This is a genomic window from Anaerobacillus sp. QJM3NY_32, from assembly GCF_056173645.1.
In genome coordinates this window covers 2,926,530-2,940,420 of record NZ_CM149684.1, presented here as the reverse complement: position 1 = coordinate 2,940,420, position 13,891 = coordinate 2,926,530, and the positions used below count along the sequence as shown (strand labels likewise).

The window sequence follows — 13,891 nt, the reverse complement described above, 5'->3', positions numbered from 1 at the left end:
CTTATATTCTGTCTTGTTATTTATTTAAATATATGTAAATATAGGTGTCAAGACACATGTTAATTTACTTTGGTGTAATCTCCATATTGTTCAGCGAGAGAAGGGATTTCATGAATCAGCTAAAAACAGATGTATTAGTAATTGGAAGCGGCGTGAGTGGATTGATGGTGGCCGAACTTCTTTCGGCGCAAAAGAATGTGACTGTTATCACAAAGTCTAAGTTTGGACAAAGCAATTCAATGCTTGCACAAGGAGGAATTGCCGCAGCTACAGCTGATGAAGACAGCTGGACAAATCATTTTTTTGATACGATTCGTGCCGGGGTTTTTCATAATAATGAAGAACTAACGGAACTTTTGGTCAGAAAAGGACCAGATCAAATCGATCAGCTCATAAACTTAGGGGTTCATTTTGATCAAGAAGCTGATGGAAAGTATAAAAGGTGTAAAGAAGGAGCTCATAGTGTTTCACGTATTTATCATTCTGGGGGAGATGCGACGGGGAGAGAAATTGTTTTAACGCTAATGAAGCGTGTTCAAAGAAAGTGTACGATCATTGAGCATCATCAAATCGTTGACTTAACAATGAAAGATGGGCAGTGTATTGGAGCTGAAGCGATCAATCAAGAAGGTGAAAGAATGCTTATTAATGCAGCGTACACTATTCTCGCTACTGGAGGAGCGGGGCAACTTTACCCTGTTACTTCAAATGAACTATCAATAACGGGCGATGGTCTTGCGATGGCTTATCGTGCCGGAGCCGTTCTAGCCGACCTAGAATTTATGCAGTTTCATCCTACAATGTATGCAGGAGACACCGAGCAATCGTTCCTTATTTCAGAAGCTGTCCGAGGAGAAGGCGGCATTTTAGTAACGTCTGAAGGCAAGCGTTTAATGGAAGGTAAGCATGACCAATTAGATCTCGCCCCAAGAGATGTCGTTGCGAGAGAGATTCAACAAGAGGCTTCGACTGTATACCTTGACATATCAAAGGTTTCACAGTTTGAAGAACGATTTCCAACAATCGCTAAGCAGTGTCAAAGTCATGCCGTAAGATTAGCTGAGGGACTCATTCCCGTGAAACCAGGCGCCCATTTTCTTATGGGCGGAGTAATGACGGACCAGGTTGGTAGAACATCCATAGAAGGTTTATTTGCTCTTGGTGAGGTCGCTCATACAGGTGTGCACGGTGCTAACCGTCTTGCAAGCAATTCTCTTTTGGAGGGAATTGTATTTGCTAGTGAAGCGTCGGAGTGGATTCTTCAAAATAAACGGAACGTTACGGAAGGTAAATTGGAGAGCTCACATTTTCAACTTCATGAACCTTTGTTAACAACAAATGAGTTAAAAAACATAATGGAGCAACATGTAGGAATGGTGAGAACAAGTGATGGGTTAGCTTACTCGCTAAGAATGCTTCAGCTGGATGAAATGAGGCTAGTTGAGGATTTAAAAATAGAGTCAATCGAGCGATACAATATGTTTCAGGTAGGGTGGTTAATGGCAACTTCAGCTTTTCTTCGTGAAGAAAGCAGAGGAGGGCATTATCGCGCAGATTATCCAGATCAGAAGCAAGAGTGGAAGCAAAAAAGAATACTCAGGGGGATATATTACGATGATTGGGCTGAAAGTCAAAAAAGATCTCGAACAGTTTTTTATTGAAGACATTGGAAATGTTGATTTATCAAGTGAGTTGTTATTTCGTTCAGAGGATCAAGCTGAGGCGTTATTTGTAATGAAAGAGGCTGGCGTTTTTTGTGGGCATCAGGTAATCGAGACCGGGTTTGAACTTCTTGATCGGGATATTTGTGTCGAGGTTTACGTCGAAGATGGCGATCACGTTCAAACTGGTGAAGTAATTGCTTCTGTGAAAGGAAATGTTCGCACAATATTAACGGGAGAACGGGTTGTTTTAAATATGATACAGCGAATGAGCGGTATTGCAACGATGACTTCTCATGCTGTGGAAATTTTGGGGGATTCATCGATTCGGATCTGTGATACACGCAAAACGACGCCTGGGTTAAGAATGTATGAGAAGTATGCAGTAAGGAGTGGAGGAGGATTTAATCATCGAATGACACTTGATAGCGGGGTAATGTTAAAAGATAATCACATTGCCCAGTTTGGTAGTATCGAACAGGCTGTAGCACATGTGAAAGGTCGCTTAGGGCATATGACCAAAATTGAAGTTGAGACGTCATCTGAAATAGAAGTTCGTCAAGCGGTGAATGCGGGAGCAGATATTATTATGTTTGATAATTGTTCTCCTACAGAAGTCTCTTCATACGCGCAGTTAGTACCTGACCACATTATAACTGAAGCTTCTGGGGGCATCACGCTTAAGAACCTTGCAACTTATCGTGATTCAGGTGTTCAGTTTATTTCACTCGGCTGCTTAACACACTCTGTTAAAAGCCTTGATATTAGCTTACGAATGAAAGGGGAAGAGAAATGAGTATTTTAGATGCGTTGAAGCGATCGAACGGACTTCCTGATCGATACAAAGAACTATCAGATCAAGAGATGGTAGAAAAAATCACAGCGATTAAAGCAGAGATGGGGGATCGTTTGTATTTACCTGCCCATCACTATCAAAAAGATGAAGTCATTCAATTTGCAGATGATACCGGAGATTCACTTCAACTTGCCCAGCTTGCCGCTCGGAATAAGAAGGCAGAAGCAATAGTCTTTTGTGGTGTTCATTTTATGGCCGAAACAGCAGATATTTTAACTGAAGAAGATCAAACGGTTATTTTACCTGATATGCGAGCGGGGTGTTCGATGGCTGATATGGCGAATATTTATCAAACTGAACGTGCTTGGAGCCATCTCATTAATCTTTTTGGAGAGACCATTCTCCCCCTAACTTATGTAAATTCAACGGCAGCTATTAAAGGATTTGTTGGAAGAAACGGAGGGGCAACTGTTACATCTTCAAATGCTGTAGCAATGGTTGAGTGGGGTTTTACTCAAAAAGAACGTATCCTATTTTTACCTGATCAGCATCTTGGGCGGAATACAGCTTACGACCTTGGTGTTCCACTTGAAGCGATGGCAGTGTGGGATCCAATAACGGATACGCTTGAATATAAAGGAGATTATGATGCAATTAAGGTGATTCTTTGGAAAGGTCATTGTTCCGTCCATGAAAAGTTTACAGTTCAAAACATCGCACAAATTCGAGAGAATGATCCTGATATGTCCGTCATTGTTCATCCAGAATGCAGTTTTGACGTTGTTAAACGTTCTGACTTATCAGGATCTACTAAAATGATTATTGAAACCATTGAGGAAGCAGAGCCAGGTACGAAATGGGCAATCGGAACAGAAATGAATCTTGTGAATCGGATCATTCAACAACATCCAGATAAAAGAATTGTTTCTTTAAACCCAAATATGTGTCCTTGTCTTACAATGAATCGAATCGATATGCCCCACCTTCTTTGGGCGCTTGAAGAAGTACAAAGTGGAAAGAAAACGAATCAAATAATCGTTGATCAAGAAACATCTTTCTACGCAATTAAAGCATTGAATCGAATGCTTGATCGAGCATGATGGATAAGGAATCAGACTTGATGTTTGATTCCTTTTTTTATTGAAGAGAGAGACACTATACATAGCTACACTTACTCCTGCATATTAATGTGATGATCTTATCCTTTAAAAAAGGTAGCAATCTGCCCAGTCACGCATACACTGTACTGAATTTCATTGTACTGATTACAGGAGGGAGTTTTTTAGCTTGAAAATACATGTCGTTCAAAAAGGCGATACTTTGTGGAAAATCGCTAAAAAATATGGTGTTGATTTTGAACAACTAAAAGCTGTTAATTCACAGCTTAACAATCCTAATATGATTATGCCTGGTATGAAAGTGAAAATACCATCTGGCGGTGTTCCGGTAAAGAAGAAGGAAATGCCGATTAAAGAAATGAAAAAAGAAATGCCTAAGAAAAAAGAAAAGCCAATGATGAAGCCGAAAGAGAAGCCTTCAATGACAATGCCGATCAACAATGAATTGAATATGAACATGAACATGAATATGAACATGATGCCTCAAGAAGAGAAGCCTAAAAAGGTTAAGCCAAAAGAAATAAAGCCTGAAAAGAAAATGAAGCCTATTGAAAAGAAGGCTGAGAAGAAAGTAGAAGAGAAAAAGGCAGCTGCGAAGAAACCTGTTGAGAAAGCGAAGAAAGCAGAAAATTTATTCTATCCAATGAATGACGAAGAAGTGCTGAGCGAATTTGAATCCTCATCAATGGAAATGCCCCCACCGCCAATGAACCAGGGCTATCCTAATAATGTAGCGGGTGCAACGAATTATGCGAACAAAGAATACAATGGAGGTTACCCGGGGTATCCAACTTCTGTAGGCGGAGCGCATATGGGCTTCCCTAACAACCAGAATATTGCTGGTGTATATGATGGTTATGGGAACAAAAGTAATCAAAATGGCTCTCCAGGAGAAGTGGCTGGGATGTATCAAGGCTATGGAAATAAAGGTGGCTATCCAGGTTCAGTTGCAGGAGCAGAAATGAATAATTACGGCCATAAAGGAGAGGAAAGCTCTGAAGTAGCTGGGGCTTATGAAGGGTATGGTCAGCCGAATTTCGGTGCGCCTTCTGGGAATGTAGCAGGCGCGTATAATCAAGGTAACGGCTATCCTAATCAGAATGTAGCAGGCGCATATCAATATGGAAATAAAAGTTCGGTCGGTGGGGCCAATAAAAGTAATTATGGAATGGGCGAAGAAAGTTCAGATGTAGCAGGAGCAAGCTACGGTCATAAAGCCAATCAACAAATGTCAGGCTATCCAGGCTCAGTAGGAGGCATGCAATATGATGGGAATCAGGGTTACCCAAATCAAAACGTAGCGGGTGTGTATGAAGGTTACGGGCACAAAGGGAACAATGGTGGTTATCCAGGCTCAGTAGGTGGCATGCAATATGATGGGAACCAGGGTTATCCAAATCAAAACGTAGCGGGTGCGTATGATGGTTATGGGCACAAAGATAACAATGGTGGGTACCCAGGCTCTGTAGGTGGCATGCAATATGATGGGAACCAGGGTTATCCAAATCAAAACGTAGCGGGTGCGTATGATGGTTATGGGCACAAAGATAACAATGGTGGGTACCCAGGCTCAGTAGGTGGCATGCAATATGATGGGAACCAGGGTTATCCAAATCAAAACGTAGCGGGTGCGTATGATGGTTATGGGCACAAAGATAACAATGGTGGGTACCCAGGCTCAGTAGGTGGCATGCAATATGATGGGAACCAGGGTTATTCAAATCAAAACGTAGCGGGTGCGTATGAAGGTTACGGACACAAAGGGAACAATGGTGGATACCCAGGTGCTGTAGCAGGTGCAGCTTCCGGTTATCCGCAAATGAATATGGGCTACCCAAACGTCGCAGGTGCTTCAATGAATGGGAATGGTATGCCATCACCTTATGGCCATAAAGGAAATGAAGAATATCCTGAAGCTGTAATGGGAGCTTATGGCTATCCAAATGAGAACGTAGCAGGCATGATGATGCCTCCGGGTTATCCGAACCAGCCAATGGTATCACCTTATCAACAGCACGACTGTGGATGTGGTGGGAATCCGAACGTTTCACCATATCACCAAATGCCGCAATATGCGAATCCGGGATTTGTTCAGGGAGCGAATAAAGCGCCAATGATGGATGATTACATGGGCATGGAAAGTAGCTATGCAGAATCACGCTAAGGAAAAAGAGGACGGTATCCTGGAAAGGGTACGTCCTTTTTTTCTTCATTTAGAACGTGTTAATTCATTTGTTTGGAAGGGCAGATTGATTACTGGCGTATCGGTTTATATGAAAGGATCTGTAAAAAAGGAAACGTTAAGAAAACAAATACACCTCTCACATCACTGTTCAGATTCTTTTATTACTTTCATTCCATTTCCAGATGGCGATTGGCTTAAGGAAGACGGGGGAGTATATTTTGCCTGTATGAAAACAATGGAGGGACGAACGCTCAATTACTCATTGAAAGAAGATCGGCTTTTAGCGATTGAGAAAGTAGCACACTTTCATCAAGAAAGTATAGGATTAGTCAGTAAGGATATTTTTCCCGTATCACTTACTCGTAAGTGGACGAACCGTTTAATTCGCTTCAAGAATGAAGTAGGATCTTCTCTAATATCTGCAAATGAAAAACAATTCATTCAGTATTATATTTCTGTAGGGGAAGAAGTCATTTCGGGTATGACACCGATCGAAGAATTGGAACGAAATGCTCACCGTGATAAATGCATTGTTCACGGCGACCCCGCACATCATAATTTTATCTTTCGTACGGATACATTATTATTGATTGATGGTGACCTAGCGAACTATGCCCCTCATGAATATGACTTTTTGCAGTTAATGAATCGAATGCTGCCTCACTCTAACTGGTCAATGGATGAATGGTCACGATCTCATATCCCGACTGTTCGACATTGCTTAGAGAACCCTTTGTTGTGTAGGCTTCTAGCCTATCCTGCCGATTTCTACCGAGAATGGTTGATGAATCCAAATGGAAGAAGTGCCCTATTAGATAAAATGAGACAACAAAACAACCTTAGATCACGGTTTATTAATTCGATTCTGAAGTAGGTCCCTGTGTTACCTAGAACTAACAGATTAAAATGATAAGCCTCCTCACATTCTAAAGGTGAAAGGAGGTTTTAAATATGAAGAAAACAGTCTTGACGCTTTCAACGATGATGCTCGCAGGTGGTTTGATCGGCTGTACAGCTGATAATGAGGCGATGGATACGCGTTATAACGACTCCGCACGTCCAATTGGTTACTACACGAGTGAAGATAATAACGGTGATTACCGTGAAGGTGCAGTAACGGATATGATTGATCGTGACTATTCAAACGGAGTTAAGGCCCCTGACAAAAAGCAAATCGATAAGCGAAATGGCATGAATGGCCCTGGATATATGCGTACAGATAACAATTATTCAGGTTATGATAATGAGCTTTCTACACGACTAGCTAAACGAATCAATAAGCTTAAGAACGTGGATGATGCTCGAGTTATCGTATATGGTGATCAAATTATGATTGCCGTTGATACAAACGACCAAAACGATGCAGATGTTAAAGACAAGGTTCGCAGCGAGGTAGCAAAAGTAACAAAGCAAAAGAATGTGTCAATTTCAACAGATGAAAATGTGTTTGGTCGAATGGGCGATGTTAATAACCGTCTCGAAGATGGAGATGGTTTTGAAGAGGTACAGGCAGATGTGAATGGCATATTAGATGACATCGGAAATGCTGCAAAACGTCCATTTGAAAACAATAAATAATAAAAATAACGAGCGGGCAGTAGCCTGCTCGACTACATATGCAAAACTCTTTTCGGAGACTTGAGCCCTATGATATAGTTGGGAAATCAGTTCATTTGAAAGGAGTTCTCTTAGATGGCAGGACATTCCAAATGGAAAAATATACAGCGTAGAAAAAACGCTCAAGATGCTAAACGTGGAAAAGTATTTATGAAGCTAGCTAAGGAAATCTTTGTAGCTGCCAAGCAAGGAGGGGGCGATCCGGAAACGAATCCCTCATTAAGGCTTGCTGTGGACAAGGCTAAATCATCAAATATGCCTAACGAAAACATTGATCGAGCAATTAAGAAAGCTACAGGGGATTTAGACGGTGTTCAATATGATAACGTGACATACGAAGGATATGGCCCAGGTGGTGCCGCCATTATGGTTCAACTACTTACCGATAATAAAAATCGAGCTGCAGCAGATGTGCGTCATGCCTTTAGTAAAAATAAAGGGAATATGGGCGAAAATGGCTGTGTTTCATTCTTATTTAACCGAAAAGGTCTCCTTGTGATCGATCGTTCCGAAAATGATCTCGATGGAGATGAATTGATGCTTCAGGTTATTGAAGCCGGGGCTGAAGAAATGGAAACAAATGAGGATGCTTATGAGATTTATACCGATCCCCAGGAATTCCAAGATGTAAAGCACCAATTACAAGCGAGCGGATTAAGTTTCTCTTCCACTGAAGTCACGATGATTCCAGAAACGTATGCTCCACTAGAAGAGGAAGATGGGCTTCATATGTTAAAGCTAATTGATATGCTTGAAGATAACGATGATGTGCAAGATGTTTATCATAATGCTGAAATAAATGATGATGTTTATGATCAATTGTGAGCTACAGTTTTTCTGTAGCTTTTTTTGATGCATATTCCTCAATAAAATGGAAACGCTAACGGCATGAACTTCTTGAAAATGGAAGAAAGGTGTTGGAAACATATGAAAAGCCTTTATCCACTCCTTCTATTAGGTATACTTCTTGTTCTTGGAGGAACATCGGCCGTGGCTTATGAAGGAGATGGCATATCACCGGTTACAGGAACCAAAACTCAAGAAAAAGGACCACTAGTTGTTGAAGTTGTATTGAGAACAAATTATGCGGACGGTGTTTCAACGAACCAATCTGTATATGAAACCATATGGGCAATGGAAGACTTTTGGAGTCAATACGCTGATTGGCAACTTGTAGATCAGGAAGAAGGACGAATGATATTTGAACGGAATCTAGAAGATATTTCGCCTGCGAGTAAACAAAATGGACATTTCGGATTAACAGAGGATGGCATTCTTACGATATTTGATGGAATTCCGGCAGAAGAGAAAGTCATTCAAACATTTTTTCAAATTGATGTAGGAAAGCTAGAAAGTCAAAGAAGAGAGCAGCTTATGGAAGGAATTCCAGTAGAGTCATGGTATCAGTTTGAAGACGTCATCCAGTCTTTTTCTAAAATTAAAAAAGAAGAACCTGTCCAGTAAGGGCAGGTTCTTCTTTTGATTTAGACGCTTATCTCCGTTTCTAAACGCTCGTCTCCGCTTTTCATCTTTTTATGGTAGAATGGAGAGATAGAAATACATGTTCGTATGTACAGGGGAGAGAGTAGCTTTGATAGAATATATTAAAGGCACGGTTGAATATATTGATACAGAATACATTGTTGTAGAGTCGAATGCGATAGGATATAAAATTTATTGTGGGAATCCTTTTGAATTTCAGAAGTACCGTAATCAATCGATTCAAATTTTTACGCATCATTACGTTAGAGAAGATCTCATTGCCCTTTATGGATTTCCAACACGGGAAGAGCGACTTTTGTTTGAGAAGCTTCTAAATGTTTCCGGTATCGGTCCTAAGGGAGCTGTGGCCATTTTAGCGACTGGTGAACCTGATAAAGTTGTGAGTGCCATTGAAATGGAAGATGAGAAATTTCTAACAAAGTTTCCTGGCGTTGGTAAGAAAACTGCCAGACAAATTATTCTAGATCTAAAAGGTAAGCTTAAAGGCTTTGGCGCTCCCACTGAGGGATTGTTTGCAGTGGATGAAGTTCAAGAAGAGGGTGCTCATGAGCTAGAAGAAGCGCTAGAAGCATTGAAAGCTCTTGGGTATGCTGAACGAGAAATTAAGAAGATTAAACCAAAGCTAGTTGAAGAAACGCTAACGACAGATCAGTATATTAAAAAAGCCCTTCAGCTTATGCTGAAGCAATAAGGAGGGAGTAAAGTGGAAGATCGAATTCTATCAGGAGAGCAGGTCGGTGACGACTCATCCGTAGAATATAGCCTCCGTCCTCAGCGATTAAGTCAATATATTGGACAAGAAAAGGTAAAGCGAAATCTTGAAGTGTTTATTGAAGCGGCTAAAATGCGTGAAGAGCCCTTAGATCATGTGCTGTTGTACGGCCCTCCTGGTCTAGGTAAAACGACTCTCTCAGCCATTATTGCAAACGAGATGGAAGTGAATTTGCGTACAACATCAGGTCCTGCGATTGAAAGACCTGGTGATCTTGCAGCTATATTAACCGCCCTTGAACCTGGGGATGTTTTATTTATCGATGAAATACATCGACTACCTCGAAGTGTTGAAGAAGTTCTTTATCCTGCGATGGAAGACTACTGTCTAGATATTGTAATAGGAAAAGGCGAAACGGCAAGATCTGTTCGTTTGGATCTGCCACCGTTCACCCTAGTAGGCGCTACGACAAGGGCTGGACTATTAACGGCGCCTTTACGAGATCGTTTCGGCGTACTGAGTAGATTAGAGTATTATCTTGAAGATGAACTTCAAACTATTTTAATGAGAACAGCTGACATTTTCGATGTTGAAATGGACCACGCTGCTGCTGTTGAACTTGCTCGAAGATCGCGAGGGACACCTAGAATTGCCAATCGCTTGCTAAAACGTGTAAGGGATTTTGCACAGGTGAAAGGGGATGGCGTCATTTCGCACTCACTTGCTTCTCAGGCTCTTGAGATGATGCAAGTCGATCCTCTTGGACTTGATCATATCGATCACAAGCTTCTATTAGCCATCATAGAGAAATTCCGTGGAGGTCCTGTAGGAGTAGATACAATTGCAGCAACGATTGGTGAAGAAAGTCATACCATTGAAGACGTGTATGAACCCTATCTACTTCAAATTGGATTTCTTCAGCGTACACCTCGTGGACGTATGGTTACTCATCAGGTATACGATCACTTTGGTATGGAGATTCCTCAATAGCAATGGGAATTTCAAAACTGTTTATTATCTTAGGGATCGCCTTTTTGGCCATTGGTGTGTTGTGGTCCTTTATTGGGAAATTACCTGGTGACATCGTAATCAAAAAAGGAAACACTACGTTTTTTTTCCCGATTGTAACCTCAATAGTCATTAGTATTGCCTTGTCTTTACTCTTTTTTATTATAGGTAAGTTCAGATAAGGGGCAGCTTTCCAAACGCCATTTTCAACATGGTGGAAGGGGAACTGCCCCTTAAGGGTGCGCCAACAGGTAGAGCTGTGGTAAAATCAATAAAGTTGAACACTTTCTAGAAACAGTGGTGAATAAAATGAACGTAAATGATTTTGATTTTGAACTTCCAGAACGGTTAATTGCTCAAACGCCGTTAAAGGAACGGACAAAGTCCAGATTGATGGTATTAGATCCATTAAAGCAAAAGCTTCAGCATCGCGAATTCTCCAATTTAGAGGATTACATAAATCCCGGTGATTGTCTTGTGTTGAATGATACACGAGTCATGCCAGCTAGATTGTATGGATCAAAAGAAGAAACAGGAGCTAAAATTGAAGTGCTGCTTCTTAAGCAAATGGAAGAGGATCAATGGGAGACTCTTGTTAAACCGGCTAAGCGAGTGAAGCCAGGCACTGTGATTTCATTTGGCGATGGACGTCTAACAGCCGTATGCAAAGAGTCACTTGAACATGGCGGACGTGTATTAGAGTTTCAATACGAAGGCGTTTTCTATGAAATTCTTGATCAGCTTGGCGAAATGCCTCTTCCACCATATATTACTGAAACGCTCGATGATCAAGAACGATATCAAACCGTTTTTGCTAAGCATAGAGGATCAGCAGCAGCACCAACTGCTGGCCTCCACTTCACAGAAGAAATGCTTCAGCGTCTTGAAGATAAAGGCGTTCATGTCGCATTTATCACACTTCATGTGGGTCTTGGCACTTTCCGACCAGTTTCCGTCGATAATATTCTTGAACATGAAATGCACGGGGAATTTTATCAACTGACAAAGGGCACGGCTGAACTGTTGAACAGTGTAAGGGAATCGGGAGGCCGAATCATTTCTGTCGGTACTACTTCAACGAGAACACTTGAAACCGTGGCATCAGCACATGATGGACAATTTGAAGAAGCTTCTGGTTGGACCGACATTTTTATTTATCCGGGTTATACTTTTAAAGCAATCGATGGGCTGATTACAAACTTTCACCTGCCTCAGTCAACATTGATCATGCTCGTGAGTGCCCTTGCGGGAAGAGATTTTGTGCTTTCTGCTTATCGCACGGCTGTTGAGGAAGAGTATCGCTTCTTCAGTTTTGGTGATGCAATGTTGATTTTGGAAGGGAGTACGAAAGAATGACAGAACCAATTCGCTATGAATTAATAAAAACGTGTAAACAAAGTGGGGCACGTCTTGGAAAGTTGCACACGCCACATGGTACGTTTGATACACCGATGTTTATGCCTGTTGGAACACTTGCGACAGTGAAAACGATGAGTCCAGAAGAACTAAAAGAAATGGGCGCTGGCGTTATCCTTAGTAACACGTATCATCTTTGGCTTCGTCCTGGTCATGATATTGTCAAAGAAGCTGGGGGCCTTCATAAATTTATGAACTGGGATCAGCCGATTCTTACGGATTCTGGAGGATTTCAGGTCTTTAGCTTAAGTGACCTGAGACAGATTGAGGAAAAAGGCGTTCATTTTCGGAATCACATGAGCGGTGAGAAGTTATTCTTATCTCCAGAAGGCGCAATGGAAATCCAAAATGCACTCGGTTCTGATATTATGATGGCATTCGATGAGTGTCCTCCATACCCAGCAGAATTTGATTACATGAAAAGTTCTGTTGAGCGTACGAGTCGCTGGGCTGAACGATGCCTGACAGCTCATGAACGAAAAGACATCCAGGGGTTGTTTGGAATTGTTCAAGGTGGAGAGTATGAAGAGTTAAGAAAACAAAGTGCTGAGGATCTTGTTTCACTTGATTTCCCGGGCTATGCTATTGGAGGCCTTTCAGTAGGTGAACCGAAAGACGTGATGAATCGCGTGCTCGAGTTTACGACGCCTCACCTTCCAACTCAGAAACCTCGTTATTTAATGGGGGTTGGTTCACCAGATTCTCTTATTGACGGAGCTATTCGAGGCGTGGATATGTTTGATTGTGTTCTTCCTACTCGTATCGCGCGAAATGGAACACTAATGACTAGCAATGGTCGTCTAGTCGTTCGAAATGCAAAATATGCACGTGATTTCCGTCCACTTGACGAGAATTGTGATTGTCATGTCTGCCGCAATTATTCAAGGGCGTATATTCGTCATCTTGTAAAATCCAATGAAACATTTGGCTTTAGATTAACGACTTACCATAATCTCTATTTTCTGTTAAACTTGATGAAGCAAGTTAGGCAGGCGATTATGGATGATCGTCTCCTGGACTTTAAGGATGAGTTTTTTGAACAATATGGGTTTAATAAACCAAATGCGAAAAACTTTTAATCCATAGATTGTATGATTGCTGGAAAGGGGTGAAATGAATATGGGTTCTACGTTAATGAATATAGTCCCGCTTCTACTAATGTTTGCGATTTTCTATTTCCTTTTGATTCGCCCGCAACAGAAGCGTCAAAAGAAAACGAAAGAAATGCAAGCAAGCTTAGAAAAAGGAAATAAAGTTGTAACGATCGGTGGTATGCACGGCATCATTGATGCAATGGATGAAGGTACAATTACAATCCGTACTACAGACGGTACAAAAATGGTGTTTGACCGAGCGGCTATCCGCGAATCAATCACTGAAAACAGCAAGTAACATAATAAAGAGCGTCCTCATCAGAGGGCGCTCTTTGTTCGTCTAAGCCTCTCGATGATTTCCGCCTCTAACATTTACCCCCATGATTCCTCCTAGAATGCAAATCAGACCATAACCAGCATGGTAAAGCAATTGTTCAAGATTCATGTTTATTCTGTAACCCAGATACTGAATGAGAAAGAGGAGAATGACGTACATAATGGCTGTTCCTCCTCCTAGTAGCCAACCGCGTTCTCCTCCTTTCCCACCTGAAATAAATCCACCTATAAAAAATGCAATAACGGTAGCAACAATAATGAACGGGCTCAGTCCGTTTTCTGATACAGATGTGAAACGAAGAATTAAAGAAAAAAGCACGCTAGTTGCAAGCACAATCACGATTATTGCTAATAGCCCTGAGCCCATACTTGAGACTGCATGTTTCGATCTCATTGTCTTCCTCCTTAAACGAGATAGTTTGTACATTCTATTCGTTTGAGAAGG

At 41.4% G+C, this 13,891-nt stretch carries 15 protein-coding genes; 14 read left to right on the top strand and 1 reads right to left on the bottom strand.

Annotated elements, in window-relative coordinates:
* Positions 1-110: 110 nt before the first annotated feature.
* The 14 genes from nadB to yajC all read left to right on the top strand — a co-directional run bounded on the left by nadB (position 111) and on the right by yajC (position 13,408).
* A complete protein-coding gene (nadB, locus tag AC0VYH_RS15480; protein ID WP_475372725.1) occupies positions 111-1,661 on the top strand; it encodes an L-aspartate oxidase in 1,551 nt (516 codons plus the stop codon).
* The gene (nadC, locus tag AC0VYH_RS15475; protein WP_430244046.1) at positions 1,615-2,457 is read left to right on the top strand and encodes a carboxylating nicotinate-nucleotide diphosphorylase; all 843 of its coding nucleotides are present in this window, start codon (positions 1,615-1,617) and stop codon (positions 2,455-2,457) included. Before nadB ends, nadC begins: the two co-directional genes overlap by 47 nt.
* Complete coding sequence (nadA, locus tag AC0VYH_RS15470) at positions 2,454-3,557, top strand: quinolinate synthase NadA (protein WP_430244049.1); 1,104 nt, start codon at positions 2,454-2,456, stop codon at positions 3,555-3,557. The genes nadC and nadA overlap by 4 nt, the downstream gene beginning before the upstream one ends.
* 187 nt (positions 3,558-3,744) lie before the next feature.
* Positions 3,745-5,739, top strand: a complete 1,995-nt coding sequence (gene safA / locus AC0VYH_RS15465; protein ID WP_475372724.1) for a SafA/ExsA family spore coat assembly protein — start codon at positions 3,745-3,747, stop codon at positions 5,737-5,739.
* A complete protein-coding gene (locus AC0VYH_RS15460; protein ID WP_475372723.1) occupies positions 5,723-6,634 on the top strand; it encodes a phosphotransferase in 912 nt (303 codons plus the stop codon). Before safA ends, AC0VYH_RS15460 begins: the two co-directional genes overlap by 17 nt.
* Before the next feature lie 77 nt (positions 6,635-6,711).
* A complete protein-coding gene (locus AC0VYH_RS15455) occupies positions 6,712-7,338 on the top strand; it encodes a YhcN/YlaJ family sporulation lipoprotein (RefSeq protein ID WP_404681463.1) in 627 nt (208 codons plus the stop codon).
* 114 nt (positions 7,339-7,452) lie between these two features.
* Complete coding sequence (locus AC0VYH_RS15450; RefSeq protein WP_430244059.1) at positions 7,453-8,202, top strand: YebC/PmpR family DNA-binding transcriptional regulator; 750 nt, start codon at positions 7,453-7,455, stop codon at positions 8,200-8,202.
* Positions 8,203-8,304: 102 nt separating this feature from the next.
* On the top strand, positions 8,305-8,841 hold the full coding sequence (locus AC0VYH_RS15445) for a BofC C-terminal domain-containing protein (protein ID WP_430244061.1): 537 nt from the start codon (positions 8,305-8,307) through the stop codon (positions 8,839-8,841).
* Between the two features lie 127 nt (positions 8,842-8,968).
* Positions 8,969-9,571, top strand: a complete 603-nt coding sequence (ruvA, locus tag AC0VYH_RS15440; RefSeq protein ID WP_283153937.1) for a Holliday junction branch migration protein RuvA — start codon at positions 8,969-8,971, stop codon at positions 9,569-9,571.
* 12 nt (positions 9,572-9,583) lie between these two features.
* On the top strand, positions 9,584-10,582 hold the full coding sequence (gene ruvB / locus AC0VYH_RS15435; protein WP_194219415.1) for a Holliday junction branch migration DNA helicase RuvB: 999 nt from the start codon (positions 9,584-9,586) through the stop codon (positions 10,580-10,582).
* Between the two features lie 2 nt (positions 10,583-10,584).
* Positions 10,585-10,782 (top strand): DUF2905 domain-containing protein, encoded by a 198-nt coding sequence (locus tag AC0VYH_RS15430; protein WP_226614513.1) that lies wholly within the window; start codon positions 10,585-10,587, stop codon positions 10,780-10,782.
* 127 nt (positions 10,783-10,909) lie between these two features.
* Positions 10,910-11,956: a tRNA preQ1(34) S-adenosylmethionine ribosyltransferase-isomerase QueA gene (gene queA, locus AC0VYH_RS15425; RefSeq protein WP_194219417.1), complete on the top strand. Its 1,047-nt coding sequence runs from the start codon at positions 10,910-10,912 to the stop codon at positions 11,954-11,956.
* Complete coding sequence (gene tgt, locus AC0VYH_RS15420; RefSeq protein WP_194219418.1) at positions 11,953-13,095, top strand: tRNA guanosine(34) transglycosylase Tgt; 1,143 nt, start codon at positions 11,953-11,955, stop codon at positions 13,093-13,095. Before queA ends, tgt begins: the two co-directional genes overlap by 4 nt.
* 40 nt (positions 13,096-13,135) lie before the next feature.
* Entirely contained in the window at positions 13,136-13,408 is a 273-nt protein-coding gene (yajC, locus tag AC0VYH_RS15415; RefSeq protein WP_194219645.1) for a preprotein translocase subunit YajC, read from the top strand.
* 42 nt (positions 13,409-13,450) lie between these two features.
* Here yajC and AC0VYH_RS15410 read toward each other — a convergent pair whose 3' ends face one another.
* On the bottom strand, positions 13,451-13,840 hold the full coding sequence (locus AC0VYH_RS15410) for a TIGR04086 family membrane protein (RefSeq protein ID WP_194219419.1): 390 nt from the start codon (positions 13,838-13,840) through the stop codon (positions 13,451-13,453).
* Positions 13,841-13,891: the final 51 nt, after the last annotated feature.

What these genes read in the sequence shown, in the direction of transcription:
- nadC (WP_430244046.1), top strand. Translation starts at nt 1,615, where the DNA reads ATGATTGGGCTGAAAGTCAAAAAAGATCTCGAACAGTTTTTTATTGAA.
- AC0VYH_RS15455 (WP_404681463.1), top strand. Translation starts at nt 6,712, where the DNA reads ATGAAGAAAACAGTCTTGACGCTTTCAACGATGATGCTCGCAGGTGGT.
- AC0VYH_RS15450 (WP_430244059.1), top strand. Translation starts at nt 7,453, where the DNA reads ATGGCAGGACATTCCAAATGGAAAAATATACAGCGTAGAAAAAACGCT.
- AC0VYH_RS15460 (WP_475372723.1), top strand. Translation starts at nt 5,723, where the DNA reads ATGCAGAATCACGCTAAGGAAAAAGAGGACGGTATCCTGGAAAGGGTA.
- AC0VYH_RS15410 (WP_194219419.1), bottom strand. Translation starts at nt 13,840, where the DNA reads ATGAGATCGAAACATGCAGTCTCAAGTATGGGCTCAGGGCTATTAGCA.
- nadA (WP_430244049.1), top strand. Translation starts at nt 2,454, where the DNA reads ATGAGTATTTTAGATGCGTTGAAGCGATCGAACGGACTTCCTGATCGA.
- queA (WP_194219417.1), top strand. Translation starts at nt 10,910, where the DNA reads ATGAACGTAAATGATTTTGATTTTGAACTTCCAGAACGGTTAATTGCT.
- AC0VYH_RS15445 (WP_430244061.1), top strand. Translation starts at nt 8,305, where the DNA reads ATGAAAAGCCTTTATCCACTCCTTCTATTAGGTATACTTCTTGTTCTT.
- yajC (WP_194219645.1), top strand. Translation starts at nt 13,136, where the DNA reads ATGGGTTCTACGTTAATGAATATAGTCCCGCTTCTACTAATGTTTGCG.
- nadB (WP_475372725.1), top strand. Translation starts at nt 111, where the DNA reads ATGAATCAGCTAAAAACAGATGTATTAGTAATTGGAAGCGGCGTGAGT.
- tgt (WP_194219418.1), top strand. Translation starts at nt 11,953, where the DNA reads ATGACAGAACCAATTCGCTATGAATTAATAAAAACGTGTAAACAAAGT.
- AC0VYH_RS15430 (WP_226614513.1), top strand. Translation starts at nt 10,585, where the DNA reads ATGGGAATTTCAAAACTGTTTATTATCTTAGGGATCGCCTTTTTGGCC.